The organism is Rhodopseudomonas sp. G2_2311, from assembly GCF_047501505.1.
GTDB lineage: Bacteria > Pseudomonadota > Alphaproteobacteria > Rhizobiales > Xanthobacteraceae > Rhodopseudomonas > Rhodopseudomonas palustris_H.
Window position 1 is genome coordinate 149,529 of the sequence record NZ_JAZDRK010000009.1, and the last position, 21,323, is coordinate 170,851.

Sequence of the window (21,323 nt, forward strand, 5' to 3'; positions counted from 1 at the left end):
GCACAATGTCATTGCGCGGGCTCGACCCGCGCATCCATCTCCTTCATAAAGATGGATGCGCGGGCCGAGCCCACGCATGACTCGTACAAACAAAAACACGCTGGAGGAAACCAGATGCCGTTCGAGACCATCAAATACGAGGTGGCCGATCAAATCCTCACCATCACGCTGAACCGGCCGGACAAGCTCAACGCCTTCAATCCGACGATGCAGCACGAGCTGATCGAGGCGTTCGACAAGGCCGACGCCGACGACAACATCCGCGCCATCATCGTCACCGGCGAAGGCCGGGCGTTCTGCGCCGGTGCAGATCTGTCCTCCGGCGCCGACACCTTCGATCGCGACGCCCGCCGCGGCCCGGTGCGCCGCAATGCCGACGGCTCGACCGACTACTCCGACCCGCAGGTCCGCGACGGCGGCGGCCAGGTGACGCTGCGGATCTTCAAGTGCCTGAAGCCGGTGATCGCGGCGGTGAACGGCCCGGCGGTCGGGATCGGCGTCACCATGCAGCTGGCGATGGACATCCGCATCGCGTCCGAAGCCGCGCGTTTCGGCTTCGTGTTCTCGCAGCGGGGCATCGTGCCCGAAGCGGCGTCGAGCTGGTTCCTGCCGCGCATCGTCGGCATCGCCCAGGCGCTGGAGTGGTGCTACACCGGCCGCGTGTTCCCGGCGCAAGAGGCGCTCGAAGGCAAGCTAGTCAGCCGCGTGGTGCCCGCCGATCAGTTGCTTGACACCGCGCGCAACCTCGCCAAGGAAATCGCCGCCAAGACCGCACCGGTGTCGGTGGCGCTGATCCGGCAGATGATGTGGCGGATGATGGGCGCCGACGATCCGATGGAAGCCCACAAGATCGACAGCCGCGGTATCTACGAGCGCGGCCGCTCCGACGACGTCAAGGAAGGCGTCACCTCGTTCCTGGAAAAGCGCCCAGCGCAGTTCAAGAACAAGATCACCACCGACATGCCGCCCTACTTCCCGTGGTGGGACGAGCGCGACTACAAGTAAGCGCGGTTTAGAAGTACGTCATTCCGGGGCGCGAACGAACGTTCGCGAACCCGGAATCCCGAGCTTGTTGCAAAGAGAGATTCCGGGTTCGCGCTGCGCGCGCCCCGGAATGACCAACGAGAGGACGGTGCACACCGTCCCGGCACGGCTGGTAGGATGGGTTGAGCCGGAGGCGAAACCCATCGCCGCACGCAGCCGCCGCCGATGGGTTTCGCTGCGCTCAACCCATCCTACGGACTACGCGCCACCCCGGAATGACCGGTGGGGGCACGCGCCCTCACCCCTCCTTCGCCGGCGCGGCTTTCAGCTCCGGGAAGTCTTCTTCGGAGAAGGCGAGTCCGCGCAAGCTGTCGGCCTGATCGTTGTCGTGCTCGATGCGGCGGAGTTGGACGCGGCGGATCTTGCCGGAGATGGTCTTCGGCAGTTCGCTGACGATCTCCAGCTTGCGGATGCGCTTGAACGGCGCCAGCCGGCCCTGCATGTGCTTGAAGATCGACAGTGCAGTGTCGCGCGAGCGCTCGGCCTCCGCAGTCAGCAGCACATAGGCCTTCGGAATCGCCAGCTTGATCGGATCGGGACTCGGCACCACGGCTGCTTCGGCCACGAGGTCGTGCTCGAGCAGCACGCTTTCCAGCTCGAACGGCGAGATGCGATAATCCGACGACTTGAACACGTCGTCGGTGCGGCCGACAAAGGTGAGATAGCCGTCCTCGTCGGCGAAGGCCACGTCGCCTGAGCGGTAGGTGTCGCCGTCGGCACCCGACAGCTTGCCGCCCTCGCCCTGATAGCCCTGCATCAGCCCAGCGGGGCGCGCGTCACCGAGCGCCAGCGTGATCTCACCCTCCTTGGCCGGATGACCGTCGGCATCGGTGATCTTGACCACATAGCCCGGCAGCGGCCGACCCATCGAGCCGATCTTGACCGTCTGGCCCGGCGAATTGCCGACCATCGCGGTGGTCTCAGTCTGGCCGTAACCGTCGCGGATGGTGAGGCCCCACGCGGCCTTGACCTGATCGATCACTTCCGGGTTGAGCGGCTCGCCGGCGCCGCAGACTTCGCGCAAGGCGACCTGATAGTCCGCCAGCTTCTCCTGGATGAACATCCGCCACACCGTCGGCGGCGCGCACAGCGTGGTGACGCCGCAGCGGCCGATGGTGGCCAGCAGGCTCTTGGCGTCGAACCGCGGCTGGTTGACCACGAACACGGTGGCACCCGCGTTCCACGGCGCGAACAAGCAGCTCCAGGCATGCTTGGCCCAGCCCGGCGAGGAGATGTTGAGATGCACGTCGCCCGGCTGCAGCCCGAGCCAGAACATCGTCGACAGCGCCCCGACCGGATAGGAGCGCTGGCTGTGCCGCACCAGCTTCGGTTTCGCGGTGGTACCGGAGGTGAAGTACAGCAGCATCGGATCGTCGGCCTGGGTCGGCCCGTCCGGGGTGAAGACGTCAGGCTGCAGCGCGGTCCCGTCGTAATTGAGCCAGCCGTGCTGGGCGTCGCCGACGACGATGCGCAGCAGATCGTCGCCGCCGAGGCCGGCGAACTTGGCGACCTGATCCGGCGCCGCCACCACCGCCTTGGCGCGGCCGCGGTCGAGCCGGTCGCGCAATTCCTCCGGCGTCAGCAGCGTGGTGGCCGGGATGGTGACGAGGCCGAGCTTGATCGCGGCCAGCATCACCTCCCACAACGGCACGACGTTGCCGAGCAGCAGCAGCAAATGATCGCCGCGCTTCAGGCCCTTGGCGCGCAGATAGTTGGCGACCTGGTTGGAGCGCTTCGACAGATGCGCGAAGCTCGGCTTCTCCTCCCGGCCGGTGGTGCCGTCGACGATCCACAGCGCGGGACGGTTGCGGCTGTCCGGATTGCTTGCCAGCTCGGCGTCGAACCAGTCGAGCGCCCAGTTGAACGGCACCGGATCGGGCCAGCGGAAACCGGCGACCGCGGCTGCGTAGTCGGTGCGGTGTTGAAGCAGGAACGAACGGGCTTGCTGGAACGTGGTCATGAAGCACCTCGCTTACGAGGCGCGACCGCAACCACTTCCTCATCCGTCATGGCCGGACTTGATCCGGCCATCCATCATCCTTGCGAAAACGATGGATGCGCGGGTCGAGCCCGCGCATGACGACTGGATCGGGGAGCGGTCGTGCCAGACATCGGACTGATTACTTCCGCCCCTGCTCGCGCAGGTAATTGATGATTCCGGAAAAATCCGTGCCGCCGTGGCCGGCCTGTTCGAACGCGGCGTAGATCTCGGCGGCGTGCTGGCCAAGCGGCGTCGAGGCGCCTGCCGCCTTGGCGGCTTCCTGCGACAGCTTCAGGTCCTTCAGCATCAGCGCCGCGGCGAAGCCCGGCTTGTAGCTGTTGTTGGCGGGCGATGCCGGCACCGGGCCGGGCACCGGGCAATAGCTGGTGAGCGACCAGCACTGCCCCGACGAGGTCGAGGCGACGTCAAAGAGCGCCTGATGCGACAGGCCGAGCTTCTCGGCCAGCGTGAACGCTTCCGACACGCCGATCATCGAGATGCCGAGGATCATGTTGTTGCAGATCTTCGCCGCCTGCCCTGCGCCGGCACCGCCGCAATGCACGATCTTCTTGCCCATCTTTTCGAGCACCGGCTTGGCGGCCGCGAACGCCGCCTCGCTGCCGCCGGCCATGAAGGTCAGCGTCGCGCCCTTGGCACCACCAGTGCCGCCGGAGACCGGCGCATCGACAGATGCGATGTCGTGCTTGGCAGCGAGCGCATGCGCCTGCACGGCGCTCTCGACGTCTATGGTGGAGCAATCGATGATCAGCGCGCCCTTGGCGGCGTGCGGCAGGATCTCGTTCCACACCGCCAGCACGTGCTTGCCGGCCGGCAGCATGGTGACGATGACGCCCGCGCCCTTCACCGCATCAATCGCGGTCGGCGCGATGCTGACGCCCTCGGCCTTCGCCGCTTCGCACGAGGCCGCCACCAGATCGAAGCCGGCGACCTTGTGGCCGGCCTTGGCGAGATTGCCGGCCATCGGCCCGCCCATATTGCCGAGACCGATGAATGCGATATCCGTCATGTCCCCTTCCTCCCCTTGTCTGTCCCCGGTGCTTCAGCCCGGAAATTTCAGCTCGTCGTCGCCGCGATCTTCAAAGTAGCGCGCCACGATCTCCGGCGTCACCTCTGCGATCGTCGCAGGCCGCCATTTCGGCTGGCGGTCCTTGTCGATCACCGCGGCGCGGACGCCCTCGACGAAATCATCGCTGACAAACACCTGCAGCGCGGCGCGATATTCGTGCACCAGACACTCTTCGAGCGACGCCCTGTGCCGGGCGGCGCGCAGCAGCTTCAGCGTCACCTTCAGGCTGGTCGGCGATTTGATGCGCAGCGTCTTCAGCGCGGCTTGCGCAAACTCCGACGAGTCGCTCTCCAGCGCGGCAACGATCTGCTCGATCGTCTCATGCCCGAACCAGCGATCGATCTCGGCCTGATGCAGTTCGGCCGGGCCCTTGGCCGGCTGCTCGGCAAACCGCGCGATGATGCCGCTGACCTGCTCGGCCGATGCGCCGCTCGGCGCCTCGGTGAGCGCCTGACGCAGCGCTGCCCAATTCGCGGTCGGCACATAGGCGTCGGCGAACTCCGCGTGGATCGCGTCGGCGCCGTTCATGATCTCGCCGGTCAGACCGAAATAGGTGCCGATCTCGCCGGGCGAGCGCGTCAGCAGCCAGGTGCCGCCGACATCGGGGAAGAAGCCGATGCCGACTTCCGGCATTGCGATCTTGGTCTTGTCGGTGACGATGCGGTGGCTGCCGTGGCCGGCGATGCCGACACCGCCGCCCATCACCAAGCCGTCCATGAACGCTACATAGGGCTTCGGATACTTCGCGATCTTGGCGTTGGTGATGTATTCCTCGCGCCAGAACACCTTGCCGAGATCGCCGCCCTCGCGCGCGCTGTTGTAGAGCCCGACGATGTCGCCACCGGCGCACAGCCCGCGCTCACCGGCGCCCTCGACCAGGATCAACGCGACCTGCGGATCGGCGGCGAACGCGTCGAGCGCGTTATCGAGGTCACGCGCCATCTCCAGCGTCAGCGCGTTGATCGCCTTTGGACGGTTGAGACGGATCACACCGGCGGCGCCTTCGCGCCGGACGATCAGATCGGGTTCGGTCACGGCACCATTCATCGATTGGCCTCGAGCAGCTTGCGCGACACGATCAGCCGCATGATTTCGTTGGTGCCTTCGAGGATCTGGTGCACGCGCAGGTCACGCACCAGTTTCTCGATGCCGTATTCGGCGAGATAGCCGTAACCGCCATGCAGCTGCAGCGCCTCGTTGGCGACCGCAAAGCCGGCGTCGGTGGCGAAGCGCTTGGCCATCGCGCACAGCTTGGTGGCGTCGGCATCCTTGCGGTCGAGCGCCGCGGCGGCGCGCCACAGCAGCGTGCGCGCGGCCTCCAATTCGGTCGCCATGTCGGCAAGCCGGAATTGCAGCGCCTGGAATTCGTCGAGCCTTTTGCCGAACGCTTTGCGCTCTTTCATGTAAGCGAGCGTCTTGTCGAGCGCGGCTTGGGCGCCGCCGAGCGAACAGGCGCCGATGTTGAGCCGGCCGCCGTCGAGACCGGCCATCGCGATCTTGAAGCCGATGCCTTCGTCGCCGAGTCGGTTGGCGACCGGCACCCGCGCGTTCTCGAAAATCACGGTGCGGGTCGGCTGCGCATTCCACCCCATCTTGCGCTCGTTGGCGCCGAACGACAGGCCGGGCGTGTCCTTCTCGACCACCAGCGTCGAGATGCCGCCGGGGCCGTCGCCGCCGGTGCGCACCATCACGACATAGAGGTCGTTGGCGCCGGCGCCGGAGATGAACTGCTTCTGGCCGTCCAGGATGTAGTGATCGCCGTCACGCACCGCGCGGGTGCGCAGCGCCGCGGCATCCGAACCGGAGCCCGGCTCGGTCAGGCAGTAGCTGGCGACCTGCTCCATGCTGCACAGCTTCGGCAGCCAGCGCTGACGCTGCGCGTCGGAGCCGTAGCTGTCGATCATCCACGCCGCCATGTTGTGGATCGAGATGAAGGCCGACACAGACGGACAGCCGGTCGCCAGCGCTTCGAAGATCAGCGCCGCATCGAACCGCGTCATCGCGCTGCCGCCGACGTCATCGCGAATGTAGATGCCGCCGATGCCCAGCGCCGCCGCTTCCCGGATCACATCCAGCGGCAGGTGCTTGTCTTCATCCCATTGCAGCGCGTGCGGCGCGATCTTCTCGGCCGCGAAGTCGCGCGCCATGTCACGAATGGCGCGCTGATCTTCGTTGAGGGAAAACTGATCAATGGCTGTCAAGGCATGTCCATCTTGGCGAGGTCATGAATGGTCAGCGTCGGAATCTGTCGAGCCATCCTGGTCAATCGGGTGTCGGCCGTGACCAGCGGGAAGCCCAGATCGAGCGCCGCTTGCAGATAAATGCAATCGTAAACAGGATGGTCGAGTTTGATCGCAAGCGCGAGGACTTTGCCCACATCGGCATCGGCAACGATCTGATCGAAAAATCCGGGAAGCTGATGCATTCGGCTGATCGCGTCGTCCGGCTGCAGCAACCCGAGCCTGCATTTCTTCCAGAGAACGTTAGCCGCCTCGTCGAAGACAAATCGCGGCGCCAGCAGGTCGGCATCGGAATCGAGCAGCGCGTGGGCGCGCTCGCTGTCCTCCTCGGTGACGAGCCACTTCACCGCCACGCTGGCGTCGACGAGATAGGCCAATTCACATCAGCCCTTCGCGTCGTTCCTCGGCGGTCAGCGACGGCTGAACGTCCGGATACTCGGACAGGAAGCGTCGTGACAGCGCCGCCCGCTCTTCTCGCGAGAACGGGCGATGGCTCTCGAGGAGGTCGCGCAACTCTTCCTCGAGCGAGCGACCGTGAAGCCGCGCCCGCTCCCGGTAGATGGCAATCGTCTCCTCTGCGACATCAGGAATGACTACTTCAGCCATCGTTCCCTCCATCATGCTGACGGCATGACCATCCTCTCCGAAACCTACCTTACTTCATCAGTGGGATCGAAAACTCCGCGCCCTCCTTCACGCCCGACGGCCAGCGCGAGGTGACGGTCTTGGTCTTGGTGTAGAACCGGATCGAGTCCGGGCCGTGCTGGTTGAGGTCGCCGAAGCCGGACTTCTTCCAGCCGCCGAAGGTGTAGTAGGCGATCGGCACCGGGATCGGCACGTTGATGCCGACCATTCCGACGTTCACTTTCGCCGCAAAGTCGCGCGCGGCGTCGCCGTCGCGGGTGAAGATCGCGACGCCGTTGCCGTAGTCGTGGTCGGACGGCAGCGACAGAGCTTCGGCATAATCATGGGCGCGGACGACGCTCAGGACGGGGCCGAAGATCTCTTCCTTGTAGATCCGCATGTCCTTGGTGACGTTGTCGAACAGACAGCCGCCCATGTAGAAGCCGTTCTCGTAGCCCTGCATCTTGAAGCCGCGGCCGTCGACCGCGAGCGTCGCGCCTTCCTTGACGCCGATATCGACGTAGTTCTTGACGCGCTCCAGCGCTTCCTTGGTCACCAGCGGGCCGTAGTCGGCGGTCGGATCGGTCGACGGACCGATCTTCAGCGCCTCGACGCGCGGGATCAGCTTGCTCATCAGCGCATCCGCGGTGGCCTTGCCGACCGGCACCGCGACCGAGATCGCCATGCAGCGCTCGCCCGCCGAGCCGTAGCCGGCGCCGATCAGCGCGTCGACGGTCTGGTCGATGTCGGCATCCGGCATGATGATGGCGTGGTTCTTGGCGCCGCCGAAGCACTGCGCGCGCTTGCCGGTCTGCGCGGCGCGCTCATAGATGTACTGCGCGATCGGCGACGAGCCGACGAAACCCACCGCCTTGATATCCGGATCGTCGAGGATGGCGTCGACCGCTTCCTTGTCGCCGTTGACGACATTGAGGATGCCCGGCGGCAGGCCGGCCTCGAGCATCAGCGCCGCCAGCGCCATCGGGACGCCGGGGTCGCGTTCCGACGGCTTCAGGATGAACGCGTTGCCGCAAGCGATCGCGGGCGCGAACTTCCACATCGGGATCATCGCCGGGAAGTTGAACGGAGTGATGCCGGCAACGACGCCGAGCGGCTGGCGCATCGAATAGATGTCGATGCCGGGGCCGGCGCCCTCGGTGTATTCGCCCTTCATCAGATGCGGAATGCCGCAGGCGAACTCGGCGACTTCGAGGCCGCGCTGGATGTCGCCCTTGGCGTCGGGAATGGTCTTGCCATGTTCGCGCGCGAGCAGCTCGGCGAGCTTGTCGTAATCGCGCTGCACTAATTCGAGGAACTTCATCAGCACGCGGGCGCGGCGCTGCGGGTTGGTGGCGCCCCATTCCGGCTGCGCGGCCTTGGCGTTTTCAACCGCTGCGCGGAGCTCGGCTTTGGTGGCGAGGGCGACTTTGGCCTTCACCTCGCCGGTCATCGGCTCGAACACGTCGGCGAAACGCCCCGACTTGCCCTCGACCTCTTTGCCGCCGATGAAATGCCCGACCGTGCGCATGGACTTCCTCCTGAAAGGCTGTGTTCTCGTCCCCTTGAACAGAATTTTTTCAGGTTTGGGAAGGCCCAGGACGCGCGACACCTGTGCCGAAATGCGGAAGCGGCCCCGCTGCGGCATGCGGCCACCGCTGGCCGCGCCGACGACCATTGCAAGCAGGTTTCAGTCTTGCGCGGCCGACCGTGTCGCAACCTTGGCGGCGGCCTTTTTCGGCTTGGCCGTGATCACCCGCGCCGGCTTCTTCGGCGCAGCGGCGCCGGCCTCGGCCAATGCGGCTTCGCGGCCGGCGGCGAGAATTTCGTCGGACAATTCGCCGCTGCCGGCAATCCGCGCCAACACCAACGTTCCCATCATGGTCGCCAGCGCCGCCATCGCCTGCTTCCGTGCCGTCTTCGGCGGAGCATCGACATATTGCGCCGCAATCATCGCGATCATGTCGTCGAGCTTGGCGGCAAACGCCTTGCGGGTCTTGGGGCTCTCACGCGCAATCTCGGCGCCGAGCGCCGGCACTGCGCAGCCTCGGCCGGGATCGTCGCGGTGGTTGGCACTGAGATAACCGTCGACCAGCGCGGCTAGCCGCTGCTCCGGCGGCAGCTCCTCCGCCAGCTTGCGCCAGCGCTCGGTCGAGCGGTCCATCGCGTAGCTGAAGGCCTCGATCACCAGCGCCTCGCGCGATGCGAAATGCGCGTAGAACCCGCCGTGCGTGAGGCCCGCGTCCTTCATCAGATCGGCGACGCCGATGCCGTGGGCGCCCTTCTCGCGCAGCTTCACCGACGCCCGCCGGACGATGCGGTCGTGGGTCTCCTGCTTATGTTCCTTCGAATAGCGCATCGGCGATCCATGCCATGTTCAGGATCATATTATGACACCGAACGCGGGTGTCTGCCTCAAGTTTCGGTTCACCTCAGGAATCGTGCGGATGTGGCGCCGCAGCAGGCGCGCCGCCGAGCATCGCAAAAGTTGCAGTGGCGTGCACCGCCAGCTTGCCTTCGCCGTCGTAGACGAAGCCCTCGGTGTAGCTCGACTGCCGGCCGAATTTCACCACCCGCCCCTCGGCCATGATCGTGCCGGACCGCACCGACAACGGCCGCAGATAGCTGAGCTTCAGATCCATCGTCACCGAGCCCTGCCCGGCCGGCTGGCGCGTCGAGATCGCGCAGCCCATCGCGGTGTCGAGCAGCGCGGCCGCAATGGCGCCGTGGAGCAGGCCCGCGGTGTTCTCCAGGCTCTGGTCCGGATCGAGCTGCATCACGATCCGGCCGGGATGCACTTCGGCCATCTTGAAGCCGATCAGCCGCGCAAGCGGCGGCGGCGGCAACCGGCCGTCGCGGATCGCCTGCATCACCTCCAGGCCGGACATCGTCATCGCGGCGCGTGCGACCGGCCCCGGCTCCTGCCACTCGACGGTGCGGCTGCGGCGCTGCGCGGCCGCAAACAGGCCTGTGAGATCGGGCGGCGCAGCGGCATCGAGCATCGTCATCGGCGGGCTCCTGTTTTTATATGACGATACTCATATTATAAATCCCGGGTCACGACAAGCGCGCCGGCGGGATGCTTGACAGCCCCCCAGCATTGCCGGGCATGATGCCGCGCCTATCCCGCCCCTCGCTGACGAGATCCGACATGCAGATGCTCAACCCCCATTGCGGCGTCGACCGCGATTCCCGCGGCGTCGCGCGCCTCACCATCTGCAACGCCGGCAAGCTCAATATCCTGAACACCGCGGTGATCACCGATGTCCGGGACGGATTGCAGCAACTCGCAGCGGATGAGGGTCTGCGCGTGCTGATCGTCGCCGGCCAGAGCGAACGCAGCATGATCGGCGGCGCCGATATCAACGAGATGGCCACGCTCGATCAGAGTTCCGCCGAGCGCTTCATCACCGGCCTTGCGGAACTGTGCGAGGCGGTGCGCGCCGTGCCCTATCCGGTGATCGCGCGGATTCCCGGCTGGTGCCTCGGCGGCGGCCTGGAATTCGCCGCCGCCTGCGATTTCCGTGTCGCGACGCACGATGCCAAATTCGGCATGCCCGAAGTGCGGGTCGGGATTCCGTCGGTGATCCACGCCGCCCTGCTGCCGCGGCTGATCGGCTGGTCGCGCGCGCGCTTCCTGGTGATGGCAGCAGAAAACATCGACGCCGACACCGCTCTTGCCTGGGGACTGATCGACAAGATCGCGCCGCCCGGCGAGCTCGACGCTGCGGTCGAACATCTGGTCGGCGCACTGCTCGCCGGCGCGCCGCAGGCAATGCGGGCGCAGAAGGCGCTGATGGCGGCGTGGGAAGACATGCCGCTGCCGCAGGCGGTTGCGCATTCGGTCAAGGTGTTCGGTCAGTCGTACCTGACCGGCGAGCCGCAGGCGCTGATGGCGGACTTCATCAACCGCAAACGCTGAGCTGTTCACGCGATCTTGGGAATCCCCGAGTTGCGTTGCCGCCGGTAATTTATATGATGGCCATCATTTTCAATCAGCCGGCCGCCGTTGCCGCCGGCGCGCTCGCCGACAGGACCGCCGCATGATCTCCGACGCCCTCGCTGCCGCGCTGGCCCGCCGCAACATCCACTACGGCTGGGTGATGGTCGGCGTCACCTTTCTCACCGCGCTGGTCAATGCCGGCGCGGTCGGGGCGCCTGGCGTGTTCATCGTTCCGTTGCAGCAGGAATTCGGCTGGAGCACCGCGGATATCTCGTCCGCGCTGTCGATCCGCTTCGTGCTGTTCGGGCTGATGGCGCCATTCGCCGCAGCGCTGATGAACCGGTTCGGCCTGCGGCAAGTTACGCTGACCGCGCTTCTGGTGGTCGCGATCGGACTGGTCGCGTCGCTGGCGATGACGTCGCTGTGGCAATTGATGCTGCTGTGGGGCGTGGTGGTCGGCGTCGGCACCGGCCTCACCGCGCTGGTGCTCGGCGCCACGGTGGCGACGCGCTGGTTCGTCGCCCGCCGCGGCCTGGTGATCGGCATGATGACCGCGAGCGTCGCCACCGGACAGCTCGTGTTCCTCCCGATCCTAGCCTCGCTCACCGAACGCTACGGCTGGCGGATCGCAATGGCTTATGTCTGCGCGCTGATCGGCATCGCCGCAGTCGCGGTGCTGATCGCAATGCGCAACCGGCCGAGCGACGTCGGGCTGCAGCCCTATGGCGACACCAGCACCGAGCCGGTGCCACTGTCGGCGCAGGCTGCGCCGGGCTCGATCGCCGCCGCCGCGCTCGGCGCGCTGCGCGACGCGGCCAAGACGCGGGTGTTCTGGGTGCTGTTCGGCACCTTCTTCATCTGCGGCGCCTCGACCAACGGCCTGGTGCAGGTTCACCTGATCCCGCTGTGCGCCGACTTCAACATCCCGCAGGTGCAGGCCGCGGGCCTGCTCGCAGCGATGGGCGTGTTCGATTTCATCGGCACCATCCTGTCGGGCTGGCTGGCGGACCGCTACGACAATCGCTGGCTGCTGTTCTGGTACTACGGCCTGCGCGGACTCAGCCTGCTGGCGCTGCCGTTCACCGACTTCTCGTTCTACGGGCTGTCGCTGTTTGCGGTGTTCTACGGCCTGGACTGGGTCGCCACCGTGCCGCCGACGGTGCGGCTGACGGCCCAGAAGTTCGGCCCGGAGCGTGCCAATCTGGTGTTCGGCTGGATCTTCGCCGGCCATCAACTCGGCGCCGCCACCGCTGCATTCGGCGCCGGCCTGTCGCGCGACCTGCTGGCGAGCTACCTGCCGGCCTTCTTCATCGCCGGCGCCCTGTGCGTGATCGCCGCCGCAGCCGCGCTGACGATCAGCAAGGCTGCCAAGCCGGCGGTGGCGTGAACAGAAGCGCTCCCCGCCCTTCGCGGGGAGAGGGTTGGGGTGAGGGGCAAGACACGGCCCTTCAGCGCGTCCAAATTATCAGGAAGACAAGTCATCAGGCCCGAGAGGCTGCGCGTTCGGCAACCTCAGTGCCTGGCCCCTCACCCGACCGGCTGCGCCGGTCGACCTCTCCCCGCGCTGCGGGGAGAGATTGGAAGGCTTACGGCCGCATCCGCATGCCGGTCGCGACGCCGGGCTTGCGCAGCGGTTCGGCGAGGCGCGCGAATTCGCAGAGCAGCGAACGCGTCTTGCGCGGATCGATGATCTCTTCGACCCAGAACTTCTCGGCCGAGCGGAACGGCGAACGCAATTTGTTCAGCCGCTCCTCGATCTCGCGCATCTTGGCGTCGCGGTCTTCCGCGGCATCGAGGTCGGCGCGATACGCCGCTTCGATGCCGCCTTCGAGCGGCAGCGAGCCCCAATACGCCGACGGCCACGCATAGCGCATCGAGAACCGGTTGGCTGGCTGGTGCACCACGCCGGCGACGCCGAAGGCGTTGCGGACGATGATCGTGCACCACGGCACGGTGGACTGATTGACCGCCGTCATCGCACGGACGCCGTGGCGGATCGTCGCCGATTTTTCGGCTTCGAGTCCGATCATGAAGCCGGGGCAATCCATCAGATACACCACCGGCAGATGGAAGGTCTCGGCGAGATCGACGAAGCGAATGACCTTCTGGCAGGTGTCCGAGGTCCACGACCCGCCGTAGTGATACGGATCGCCGGCCAGCACCGCCACCGCCCGCCCCTCGAGTCGTGCGAGGCCGGTGATGATCGAACGGCCGAACACCGAGCCGATCTCGAAGAACGAGCCCTGATCGACTACCGATTCGATGATCGGCCGCATCTTGTAGACCTGCCGGCGATTACGCGGCACTGCCTTCAGGAGCTTCTCGTCGGATCGCTCCGGATCGTCGTCGCAAGCAACCGTCGGCGGCAATTCATGCACCGACGACGGCAAGTACGACAGGAAGCGCCGCGCGCAGGCGAAGGCTTCTTCCTCGGTGTCGACCGCATGGTCAATCGCGCCGGCGCGGGTTTGGATATCGGCGCCGCCGAGCTCCTGCTTGGTGAGATCCTGGCCGAGCCGCGCCACCACCGGCGGACCGGCGACGAACATCGCCGAACTGCGGGTCATGATCGAATAGTGACTGGCGGCGAGCCGCGCCGCGCCGAGGCCCGCGACCGAGCCGAGCCCGAGCGCCACCACCGGCACCTGCGCGAGGTTCGCCGTCGTGTACCAGTACCAGCGGGTGCCATCGACGCCGCCCGGCAGATTGGCGGCGCCCTTGCTCTCGATCGTCTTCACCGAGCCGCCGCCGCCCGATCCCTCGATCACGCGGATGATCGGCAGGCGATAGTCGTGCGCCATCTCCTCCGCCATCTGCGGCTTGGCATGGATCGACGCATCGGCCGAACCGCCGCGCACGGTAAAATCGTCGCCGACCACCACGACGGTGCGGCCGTCGATCTTCGCCCGGCCGAACACGCAGTTCGCCGGGGTCAGATTGATCAGTTCGCCATTGGCGTCGTAGTCGCCGAGACCGGCGACGGCGCCGATCTCGTGGAAGCTGCCGGCATCGCTCAGCCGATCGATGCGCTCACGGACCGTGAGCCGGCCCTGGTCATGCTGGCGCTTGACCTTGTCGATGCCGCCCATCTGCCGCGCGAAGTTCTCGCGCCGGGCCAGCTCGTCGAGCTCCGGCTTCCAACTCATTCATTCCCTCCGGCCTGATCGTCTTTTTGTTATTGTTTCCAGACGGGCGCACCGCCACCAGGCCGCCATCCGCATTCTGCACCAGCGGCTCGATCGCCGCGGCAAGCTTGAGCAGCGCCGGCGCCACTTCATCGTGCAGCCGCTGTTCGTCGTACATCGCGGCCAGCACGCCGATCGTCACCATCACGTAGGTCTGGTACTGCGGCGACCAGATCGGCACGGCGATGCCGTTGATGTGCGGGCTGAACAGACCGCACGACACCACATAGCCGCGCTCGCGCAGCATCGCGCGGTCGGTTTCGATCCGCTCGCTCAGCAGGGCCGCATCGGCCGGTGCTTCACGCTGGATCTCCGTCACCAGCGAGGCGGCGACGTTGTCGTCGAGCGACGCCGCATAGGCGTGACCGGCCGCGGTGCGGCTGATCGAGATGCGGCTGCCGGTGGTCGAATGCAGGCCAAGCGCGTGCGCGGCGCGGGCGAATTCGAGATAGACCAGATGGAAGCGATCCGGAATCAGGAAGCCGATAGTGCCGGGAATCTGGTCGGCGACCTCCTGCAGGCGCGAGCGGATGAGATTACGCAGCTGCAGGCCGCGCGTCATCGACGTGCTCATCGCGACCGCCGAGGGGCCGATGCGATACTTCTGATCGCGCGGCAGATACACCAGCTGGCCCATCCGGGTCAGGGTGTGAGTGAGGCGCGACACCGTCGAGCGCGGCAAGCCGCAGCGGTTGGAGATTTCGAGATTGCCGAGCCGGACGTCGTGACCTTCGAAGCAGCGCAGCACGTCGAACGCGCGCGACACCACCTGAATCACATCGCCGTCACCGGCCACATCCCCCTGCCTGCAGAGTCGTTCTGAGCGTCGTCCCATGTCTTTTTATCCTGCGTGGTTATGATGCCCGATGCACCGGGAGTGCCCAACGTCCCGACCCGGCACATCTTACGTTCTTGGTTTCTTGTTACGTCTTCTAGTTTCGCTAGGCGGAATATAATTCCGCTTGAAGACAAAGCTACATCAGGCAAATTGCGCCGACAACATCGCTTGACGCTGCGCAAGGCCCCACGCGTAACCACTCGGCGCAAGATTTTTGGCTGCGACCGCAGCAGCGGAACCCGGCACCGACAACAACAAACCTACCGGAGGAACACCGATGGCCGAGATCAAGATCGTCACCGAAGTCGCGGGCCGCGTCTGCGCGCTGCCGCTGTCGATCGGCGACGGCGTCGGTGAAGGCGACGACATCGTCTTTGTCGAAGCGATGAAAATGGAAATCCCGGTCGCCTCTCCGACCGACGGAACCTTGAAGTCGCTGCACGTCGCCCTCGACGATGTCGTTGCCGAAGGCCAGCTCGTCGCGGTGATCGAAGGCTGAGCTGCCGCGCACAACCGTCACGCTGCGTACCAAGATCGCCATCAACCGGGACGTAATGTCGCATCACCCGGCGGCGATGTCGTGTGCAGACGACGCGGCCATCGCGTTGCCATCACTCGACTGCGGTGACATGCTCTCCTGATAACAAAGCAATCCGCAAAGCGGATGCGCTCGGGAGAGAAACATGACGGGACGTTTCGGTCCGCTCGCGGCATTCGCCGTGGGCTGCGCGCTGATCACTACAACCTCCGCGCGTGCTGACGACATCAAGCTACCAACCACGATGGCATTCACCGCGTACGACACCGGCACCGCCGGTTTCAACATCGCGGTCGCGGTCGGCAAGATGATGAAGGACAAGCACGGAACCGACGTCCGCGTGCTGCCCGCGGGCAACGACGTCGCCCGCCTAGCCCCGCTGCGCAACGGCCGCGCCCAGCTCGCCTGGATGGGATCGGGCACTTACTTCGCGCAGGAAGGCGTGTTCGAGTTCGGCGCCAAGGAATGGGGGCCGCAGCCGCTGCAGATCACCCTCAGCGTGGTCGACTGCAACGGCTCCTCGCTCGGCGTCGCCGCCGACATCGGCGTCAAGGAGATCAAGGATCTGCGCGGCAAGCGCGTCGGCTTCGTGGTCGGCTCGCCGGCGCTCAACCAGAATGCGCTCGGCATCATGGCCTATGGCGGCCTCACCAAGGACGACGTCAAGATCGTCGAATTCGCCAGCTACGGCGCGATGTGGAAGGGCCTGGTCAACAACGACGTCGACGCCGCGTTCGGAACGACGATCACCGGCCCGGCCAAGGAAGCCGAGAACTCGCCTCGCGGCCTGATCTGGCCGCCGATGCCGCATGCCGACAAGGCGGCGTGGGAACGCGTCAAGAAGGTTGCGCCGTTCTTCAATCCGGCGATGTCGAGCTGCGGCGCCGCGCATCAGCCCGGCAAGCCGATCGAGCTGTCGAACTACCCATATCCGATCGCCACCGTGTACGCGACGCAGTCGGCCGATCAGGTGTACTCGATCACCAAGGCGATGATCGTCGATTACGACGCCTATAAGGACAGCGCTCCCGGCGCGACCGGCCTCGCGGTGAAGACCCAGACGATGAAATGGGTGGTGCCGTTCCATCCCGGCGCGGTGAAGGCGCTGAAGGAAGCCGGCCAGTGGACCGCCGAGGATCAGACTCACAATGACGGGCTGATCAAGCGCCAGGAGGTGCTGGCCGCGGCTTGGAAGCAGTACGCAGCCGCGGCGCCGTCCGGTGATCAGGAATTCCGCGACGGCTGGATGACAGCGCGGGCCGCGGCATTGAAGCGGGCCGGCCTGCCGAACGGGTTCGAGTAACGCATCGCAACGCCGGGGACATCGCCATGCGCGCTGCTGAATCCGCCGCCCGCCCGACCAAACGGATCGTGCTCGACGATCCGCACTCGGTCGACAACATGCAGGAAGCCGAAGTCACCCGCGTCCGGAGCCTGACCGGCTTCTGGCGCTGGGCGCTGGTGGCCGCCGCCGCGGCCACCATCCTGCTGTGCATCAACCAGCAGTTCTCGCTCCGCTTCTTCATCGGCTACACCCAGCTCAATACGGAGTACTTCTATCTCCTGATTGCGCTGATGCTGCCGTTCACCTTCCTGATCTTCCCGGGAACATCGACCGCGCGGCTCGACCGCGTGCCGCTGTACGACATCGCCCTGTTCGCCGCGACCGTGGTGGCGGCGCTGGTGCTGATGAGCTCCATCCGGAAAGCGGCCGAAGCCGGCTGGGAGTTCGGCGGCGCGCCGACGCATGTGTTCATCGCCGGCCTGGTGATGTGGGCGCTGCTGATGGAGGCGCTGCGGCGGACCGGCGGCTGGAGCCTGCTGCTCTGCGTGTTTCCGTTCACGGTGTATCCGCTGTTCGCCGGCGCGCGCTGGCTCGGCCCGCTCGGCGGCTCGCAGTCGACGCTGGAACAGGCGACCGCCTACCACGTGCTGTCCGGCGAGAGCCTGCTCGGCATTCCGATTCAGGCGTTCGCCGACACCGTGATCGGCTTTCTGGTGTTCGGCACCGCGCTGATGCTGACCGGCGCCGGAAAGTTCTTCATCAACCTGTCGTTCTCGATCTGCGGCACGTTCCGCGGCGGCGCCGCCAAGGTCTGCATCTTCGCCTCGGCGCTGCTCGGCATGATGTCGGGCTCGATCATCTCCAACGTGCTCACCGCCGGCACCATGACCATCCCGGTGATGAAGAAGAGCGGCTTCCGCGCCTCCTATGCGGCGGCGATCGAAGCCTGTGCCTCGACCGGTGCGGTGCTGGCGCCGCCGGTGATGGGCGCCACCGCGTTCGTCATCGCGCAGTTCCTCAACGTCTCCTATGCCGAGGTCGCGCTCGCCGCGATCGTGCCGGCGGCGCTGTATTACATCGGCCTGTTCATGCAGGTCGACGCCTATGCGGCGCGGCACGGGCTCGAGGGCATCCCGCGCTCGGAACTGCCGAGCCTGTGGCAGACGCTGAAGGAAGGCTGGTACTACGCCTTCGTGATCGCCCTGCTGGTGGTGATGCTGCTGTACTTCAAGCGCGAGAGCCACGCGCCATTCTACGCCACCGCGCTGCTGCTGGTGCTCAACCAGATCTTCTCCAAGGAGACCCGCTGGACTCTCGGCAGCATCGTCCGCTTCCTGGAAGTCAACGGCCGCACCTTCGTCGAGCTGATCGGCATCCTGGCCGGCTGCGGCCTGCTGATCGGCGCGTTCTCGATGACCGGCGTGATCTCCAGCCTCGCGGCCGATCTGTTGCGGCTGGCCGGCGACAACGCCTTCCTGCTGCTGGCGATGTGCGCCATCACCAGCCTGATCCTCGGCCTCGGCCTCACCACCACCGCCTGCTACATCTTCCTGGCGATCCTGGTGGCGCCGGCGCTGGAGAAGCTCGGGCTGAACCGGATGGCGGTGCACATGTTCATCTTCTATTGGGGCATGCTGTCGTCGATCACGCCACCGGTCGCGATTGCGTCCTTTGCGGCCGCCGGCATCGCCGGATCTCCAGCGATGAAGACCGGATGGGAATCGATGTGGGTGGGCAGCATCATCTACTTCATCCCGTTCTTCTTCGTGATGAACCCGGCGCTGGTGCTGCAGGGGCCGAGCCCGTATCTCGCCGCGCTCGGCCTGCTGACGCTGGCGGCCGCGGGCACGCTGTGCATCTGCGGCGGCATCCAGGGCTATCAGGTCGGCATCGGCAATCTCCGCCGCGCCGGCGCGCTGGAATGGCCGCTGCGCATCGCACTGGTGATCGGCGGCTTCGTGCTGGCGACGCCGGGCGGCGGCATCAACCCGCTGTCGCAGGTTCAGGTCACCTCGCTCGGGCTGTGCCTGCTGGTGCCGACGCTGGCGATCGCGCTGCTGCTGGTCCGCCGCGGCGACGGCGGCGGTCAGCGCCTCGCCCGCCCCATCGTGTAGCAGTTACCGCCGCGGCGCCGGTCACAGCACCGACGCCGCCGCGGGCTGCAGGTTGATTTCCCTGGACACACCACCCGCATTGGTTGAGCATCCTGGCGTTTCAAACCAAGGAGCTTTGCAATGCAGCGTGTATTGGAAGTCACTTCGGTTGAGCTCAGCCTGGTCAAGACCAAGCCTCCACAGATCCATATCGTGACCCACGGCACGGTGCCAACCTCTGGATGGAAGCAACCGCGGCTGTCGCCGTGGTTCTACATCCGGCCACCGGACGACGGCATTCAGGACTTCGATTTCGTCGCCGATGCACCGACCGGAATCGTGCTGCCGGTGATCACACCGATCGTCGGCGAAGCCACCATCCCGCGCGATCCCGCCGACTACTGGGGCCCGAGCAAAGCGCTGCGCGGTGTCCGCATCCACGCCCGCAGCAGCACCCGGGAAGCGACGTTCGGCGACGCCGAAGAACTCGCCCAGGCGATCTCGCTGTTTCGCGGCGACGACGATCCGATCCCGTGGCTGATCTTCACCGCGACATCATCGGAATGCGACCTGACCGGCAAACTGCTCCGCGTCTATCACACCGGCGACATGCTGACCCGCGACTACCGGACCGACCGCGGCAATGTCGAGCTCGACCCCAATACCCAGCGCGTCGTCCGGGTGTGGGGCGGCTGAATTTCTGAGATGTCCAAACGCGGCGGGCTCCGCGCGCCCGCCGCTGCACGTCAGGTGATCAGCGCGGCAGCTTCTCGAACATCGGCACCAACTGGTCGGTGAAGCTGGTGAACCCGGCGCGGACGCGGTCGCCGATCACCAGATCGTTCGCACCATGCGCCATCATCCGGAATCCCTCGGCGCAATCGACCAGCACGATCTTGAACGGCACATGTGCTCGCGCCTCCGCAGTGGCGGCGCGATGCACCAGAGTCGCGGCGCACACCACGCCCTCGCCGCTCGCGACCATCGTCGTCAGTTCCTCGCCGCCACAGGCCGCGCAAAAATCCCGGCGGAAATACTGCACCGCGCCGCAGCCGCCGCAGCGCTGATAGGTGATCGTCGGCTCCCCGCCTGTCCAATCGGGCATCGCCATCTCGCTCATCGCACCCGCTCCAGGATCATGCTGACATGCGACGACAGCACGCCGCCATCGCCGTGCAGCAGCGCCACCGAGGCATCGTGCACCTGACGATCACCGGCCCGGCCGGTCATCTGCAGATGCGTCTCGACCAGATGCGCCATTGCGCCGCCGACGCCGCAATGGCCGTAGCTCAATAGTCCGCCATGAGTGTTCAGCGGCATCGCGCCGTTCCGCGAGAAGGAACCGTCCCGCGCCCGCGCCGCCGCTTCACCTCGACCTGCGAGCCCGAGGTCTTCGAGCAGCATCAGCAGCGTGATGGTGAAGCTGTCGTACACCGCTGCATACTTCACGTCAGACAGCGCAGCGCCGCTCGCCGCCCAGGCCCGCGCGATCGACTGCTCGGCGCCGGACGGTCCGCCGGCGGGCATCGCGGTGACGTGCTGATGGGTGTGGGCCTGACCGCAGCCGAGCACTTTGATGCGATGTTCGGTGGTCGGCTCGCGGCTGATCACCAGCGCGGCGCCGCCGTCCGACACCGGGCAGCAATCGAGCAGCTTCAGCGGCGAGGCGATCGGTTTCGACGCCATCACCTCGGCGACGCTGATCGGCTCGTGAAATTGTGCGCCCGGATGAGTGATGGCGTGACTGCGCATCAGCACCGCGAACTCGGCAAGGTCTTCCTCGGTGACGCCATGGTCGTGCATGTAGCGCGAGGCCACCAGGCCGTAATAGGCCGGGATGGTCGGCCCCAGCGGGACCTCGTAGATCGGGTGACCGACCTGCGCCAGCGCCTGCACTGAGGCATCGCGGCTCTGTCCGGTCAGCCGGTTCTCGCCGCCGACCACCAGAATGTTCTTGGCCGCGCCGCTCTCGACCAGCTGATGCGCCAGCATCGCCATCGCCATGCCGGTGGCGCCGCCGACCTGCACCGCGTGGCAATAGCTCGGCCGGATGCCGAAATGCTCGGCGAACACCGTCGCCAGCATGATGTGCGGCATCGTGGTCGAATAGCCGCACAGCAGCCCATCGATGTCGCCGCGCTTCAGGCCGGCGTCGGCGATCGCCGCCTCCGCGGCCTCGCGCATCAGGCTGAGCGTGGTCGAGCCATCGATCTTGCCGAACGGCGTGAGGCCGACGCCAGTGATGTAGCTCATGATCGCCGCCTGCCTGTTACAAACCCCATCGCGTTCGTCATTCCGGGGCGCGCCTGTTGGCGCGAGCCCGGAATCCATACTCGCCGACGGTGGTTATGGATTCCGGGCTCGCCGCTTCGCGGCGTCCCGGAATGACGAACGCGAGCACAGTGATACTGCGGGAGACGATCAACTACGCGCGGAGCATTGCCCGCTCCCCTCCCCCTTGCGGGGAG

The 21,323-nt window shown here is 66.2% G+C and carries 20 protein-coding genes; 7 read left to right on the top strand and 13 right to left on the bottom strand.

The features are described 5' to 3' along the window. Positions 1-114 precede the first annotated feature (114 nt). Positions 115-1,005, top strand: a complete 891-nt coding sequence (locus VRZ08_RS14310; RefSeq protein ID WP_263989042.1) for a crotonase/enoyl-CoA hydratase family protein — start codon at positions 115-117, stop codon at positions 1,003-1,005. Between the two features lie 277 nt (positions 1,006-1,282). Here the strand turns inward: VRZ08_RS14310 and VRZ08_RS14315 are convergent, their stop codons facing one another. The 9 genes from VRZ08_RS14315 to VRZ08_RS14355 all read right to left on the bottom strand — a co-directional run bounded on the left by VRZ08_RS14315 (position 1,283) and on the right by VRZ08_RS14355 (position 9,981). Then, a complete protein-coding gene (locus tag VRZ08_RS14315; protein WP_414532955.1) occupies positions 1,283-3,004 on the bottom strand; it encodes an AMP-binding protein in 1,722 nt (573 codons plus the stop codon). 160 nt (positions 3,005-3,164) lie between these two features. Further along, on the bottom strand, positions 3,165-4,052 hold the full coding sequence (mmsB, locus tag VRZ08_RS14320; RefSeq protein ID WP_164635682.1) for a 3-hydroxyisobutyrate dehydrogenase: 888 nt from the start codon (positions 4,050-4,052) through the stop codon (positions 3,165-3,167). 33 nt (positions 4,053-4,085) lie between these two features. Next, positions 4,086-5,159 carry an enoyl-CoA hydratase/isomerase family protein gene (locus VRZ08_RS14325; RefSeq protein ID WP_414532956.1) on the bottom strand — a complete coding sequence of 358 codons (1,074 nt, stop codon included), beginning with the start codon at positions 5,157-5,159 and terminating at the stop codon, positions 4,086-4,088. Further along, the gene (locus VRZ08_RS14330) at positions 5,156-6,313 is read right to left on the bottom strand and encodes an isobutyryl-CoA dehydrogenase (protein ID WP_414532957.1); all 1,158 of its coding nucleotides are present in this window, start codon (positions 6,311-6,313) and stop codon (positions 5,156-5,158) included. The genes VRZ08_RS14325 and VRZ08_RS14330 overlap by 4 nt, the downstream gene beginning before the upstream one ends. Further along, entirely contained in the window at positions 6,310-6,729 is a 420-nt protein-coding gene (locus VRZ08_RS14335; RefSeq protein WP_414532958.1) for a type II toxin-antitoxin system VapC family toxin, read from the bottom strand. The genes VRZ08_RS14330 and VRZ08_RS14335 overlap by 4 nt, the downstream gene beginning before the upstream one ends. A gap of 1 nt (position 6,730) precedes the next feature. Beyond that, positions 6,731-6,958, bottom strand: coding sequence for a FitA-like ribbon-helix-helix domain-containing protein (locus VRZ08_RS14340; RefSeq protein WP_414532959.1), 228 nt, complete (start codon positions 6,956-6,958; stop codon positions 6,731-6,733). 49 nt (positions 6,959-7,007) lie between these two features. Further along, positions 7,008-8,504 (bottom strand): CoA-acylating methylmalonate-semialdehyde dehydrogenase, encoded by a 1,497-nt coding sequence (locus VRZ08_RS14345; RefSeq protein ID WP_011158992.1) that lies wholly within the window; start codon positions 8,502-8,504, stop codon positions 7,008-7,010. A gap of 159 nt (positions 8,505-8,663) precedes the next feature. After that, positions 8,664-9,332: a TetR/AcrR family transcriptional regulator gene (locus tag VRZ08_RS14350; RefSeq protein ID WP_346295120.1), complete on the bottom strand. Its 669-nt coding sequence runs from the start codon at positions 9,330-9,332 to the stop codon at positions 8,664-8,666. 73 nt (positions 9,333-9,405) lie between these two features. Next, on the bottom strand, positions 9,406-9,981 hold the full coding sequence (locus VRZ08_RS14355) for a PaaI family thioesterase (protein WP_414532960.1): 576 nt from the start codon (positions 9,979-9,981) through the stop codon (positions 9,406-9,408). A gap of 143 nt (positions 9,982-10,124) precedes the next feature. On the opposite strand from VRZ08_RS14355, the gene VRZ08_RS14360 reads away from it, so the two are divergent. Then, positions 10,125-10,895 (top strand): enoyl-CoA hydratase, encoded by a 771-nt coding sequence (locus VRZ08_RS14360; RefSeq protein WP_414532961.1) that lies wholly within the window; start codon positions 10,125-10,127, stop codon positions 10,893-10,895. Between the two features lie 121 nt (positions 10,896-11,016). Continuing rightward, entirely contained in the window at positions 11,017-12,303 is a 1,287-nt protein-coding gene (locus VRZ08_RS14365) for an MFS transporter (RefSeq protein ID WP_414532962.1), read from the top strand. A gap of 199 nt (positions 12,304-12,502) precedes the next feature. Here VRZ08_RS14365 and VRZ08_RS14370 read toward each other — a convergent pair whose 3' ends face one another. Both VRZ08_RS14370 and VRZ08_RS14375 read right to left on the bottom strand, forming a co-directional pair. Continuing rightward, positions 12,503-14,062, bottom strand: a complete 1,560-nt coding sequence (locus VRZ08_RS14370; RefSeq protein ID WP_414532963.1) for an acyl-CoA carboxylase subunit beta — start codon at positions 14,060-14,062, stop codon at positions 12,503-12,505. Continuing rightward, a complete protein-coding gene (locus VRZ08_RS14375; RefSeq protein WP_414532964.1) occupies positions 13,971-14,936 on the bottom strand; it encodes an IclR family transcriptional regulator in 966 nt (321 codons plus the stop codon). The genes VRZ08_RS14370 and VRZ08_RS14375 overlap by 92 nt, the downstream gene beginning before the upstream one ends. A gap of 280 nt (positions 14,937-15,216) precedes the next feature. On the opposite strand from VRZ08_RS14375, the gene VRZ08_RS14380 reads away from it, so the two are divergent. The 4 genes from VRZ08_RS14380 (at position 15,217) to VRZ08_RS14395 (ending at position 19,551) form a co-directional block, all read left to right on the top strand. Further along, positions 15,217-15,438 carry an acetyl-CoA carboxylase biotin carboxyl carrier protein subunit gene (locus VRZ08_RS14380; protein WP_414532965.1) on the top strand — a complete coding sequence of 74 codons (222 nt, stop codon included), beginning with the start codon at positions 15,217-15,219 and terminating at the stop codon, positions 15,436-15,438. A 184-nt stretch (positions 15,439-15,622) separates the two neighbouring features. After that, the gene (locus tag VRZ08_RS14385) at positions 15,623-16,780 is read left to right on the top strand and encodes a TAXI family TRAP transporter solute-binding subunit (RefSeq protein WP_264052848.1); all 1,158 of its coding nucleotides are present in this window, start codon (positions 15,623-15,625) and stop codon (positions 16,778-16,780) included. A 26-nt stretch (positions 16,781-16,806) separates the two neighbouring features. Continuing rightward, positions 16,807-18,876, top strand: a complete 2,070-nt coding sequence (locus tag VRZ08_RS14390; protein ID WP_414532966.1) for a TRAP transporter permease — start codon at positions 16,807-16,809, stop codon at positions 18,874-18,876. A 120-nt stretch (positions 18,877-18,996) separates the two neighbouring features. Continuing rightward, a complete protein-coding gene (locus VRZ08_RS14395) occupies positions 18,997-19,551 on the top strand; it encodes a hypothetical protein (protein ID WP_414532967.1) in 555 nt (184 codons plus the stop codon). A 58-nt stretch (positions 19,552-19,609) separates the two neighbouring features. Here the strand turns inward: VRZ08_RS14395 and VRZ08_RS14400 are convergent, their stop codons facing one another. Beyond that, the gene (locus tag VRZ08_RS14400; protein WP_414532968.1) at positions 19,610-19,975 is read right to left on the bottom strand and encodes a Zn-ribbon domain-containing OB-fold protein; all 366 of its coding nucleotides are present in this window, start codon (positions 19,973-19,975) and stop codon (positions 19,610-19,612) included. Further along, a complete protein-coding gene (locus tag VRZ08_RS14405) occupies positions 19,972-21,108 on the bottom strand; it encodes a thiolase family protein (RefSeq protein WP_414532969.1) in 1,137 nt (378 codons plus the stop codon). Before VRZ08_RS14405 ends, VRZ08_RS14400 begins: the two co-directional genes overlap by 4 nt. Positions 21,109-21,323 lie beyond the last annotated feature (215 nt).

Bases quoted from the DNA above. Each gene is read 5' to 3' on its own strand.
- VRZ08_RS14385 (WP_264052848.1), top strand. From the start codon at position 15,623: ATGACGGGACGTTTCGGTCCGCTCGCGGCATTCGCCGTGGGCTGCGCG.
- VRZ08_RS14400 (WP_414532968.1), bottom strand. From the start codon at position 19,975: ATGAGCGAGATGGCGATGCCCGATTGGACAGGCGGGGAGCCGACGATC.
- VRZ08_RS14345 (WP_011158992.1), bottom strand. From the start codon at position 8,504: ATGCGCACGGTCGGGCATTTCATCGGCGGCAAAGAGGTCGAGGGCAAG.
- VRZ08_RS14310 (WP_263989042.1), top strand. From the start codon at position 115: ATGCCGTTCGAGACCATCAAATACGAGGTGGCCGATCAAATCCTCACC.
- VRZ08_RS14395 (WP_414532967.1), top strand. From the start codon at position 18,997: ATGCAGCGTGTATTGGAAGTCACTTCGGTTGAGCTCAGCCTGGTCAAG.
- VRZ08_RS14355 (WP_414532960.1), bottom strand. From the start codon at position 9,981: ATGACGATGCTCGATGCCGCTGCGCCGCCCGATCTCACAGGCCTGTTT.
- VRZ08_RS14325 (WP_414532956.1), bottom strand. From the start codon at position 5,159: ATGAATGGTGCCGTGACCGAACCCGATCTGATCGTCCGGCGCGAAGGC.
- VRZ08_RS14340 (WP_414532959.1), bottom strand. From the start codon at position 6,958: ATGGCTGAAGTAGTCATTCCTGATGTCGCAGAGGAGACGATTGCCATC.
- VRZ08_RS14390 (WP_414532966.1), top strand. From the start codon at position 16,807: ATGCGCGCTGCTGAATCCGCCGCCCGCCCGACCAAACGGATCGTGCTC.
- VRZ08_RS14360 (WP_414532961.1), top strand. From the start codon at position 10,125: ATGCAGATGCTCAACCCCCATTGCGGCGTCGACCGCGATTCCCGCGGC.
- VRZ08_RS14315 (WP_414532955.1), bottom strand. From the start codon at position 3,004: ATGACCACGTTCCAGCAAGCCCGTTCGTTCCTGCTTCAACACCGCACC.
- VRZ08_RS14350 (WP_346295120.1), bottom strand. From the start codon at position 9,332: ATGCGCTATTCGAAGGAACATAAGCAGGAGACCCACGACCGCATCGTC.
- mmsB (WP_164635682.1), bottom strand. From the start codon at position 4,052: ATGACGGATATCGCATTCATCGGTCTCGGCAATATGGGCGGGCCGATG.
- VRZ08_RS14375 (WP_414532964.1), bottom strand. From the start codon at position 14,936: ATGGGACGACGCTCAGAACGACTCTGCAGGCAGGGGGATGTGGCCGGT.
- VRZ08_RS14405 (WP_414532969.1), bottom strand. From the start codon at position 21,108: ATGAGCTACATCACTGGCGTCGGCCTCACGCCGTTCGGCAAGATCGAT.
- VRZ08_RS14365 (WP_414532962.1), top strand. From the start codon at position 11,017: ATGATCTCCGACGCCCTCGCTGCCGCGCTGGCCCGCCGCAACATCCAC.
- VRZ08_RS14370 (WP_414532963.1), bottom strand. From the start codon at position 14,062: ATGAGTTGGAAGCCGGAGCTCGACGAGCTGGCCCGGCGCGAGAACTTC.
- VRZ08_RS14380 (WP_414532965.1), top strand. From the start codon at position 15,217: ATGGCCGAGATCAAGATCGTCACCGAAGTCGCGGGCCGCGTCTGCGCG.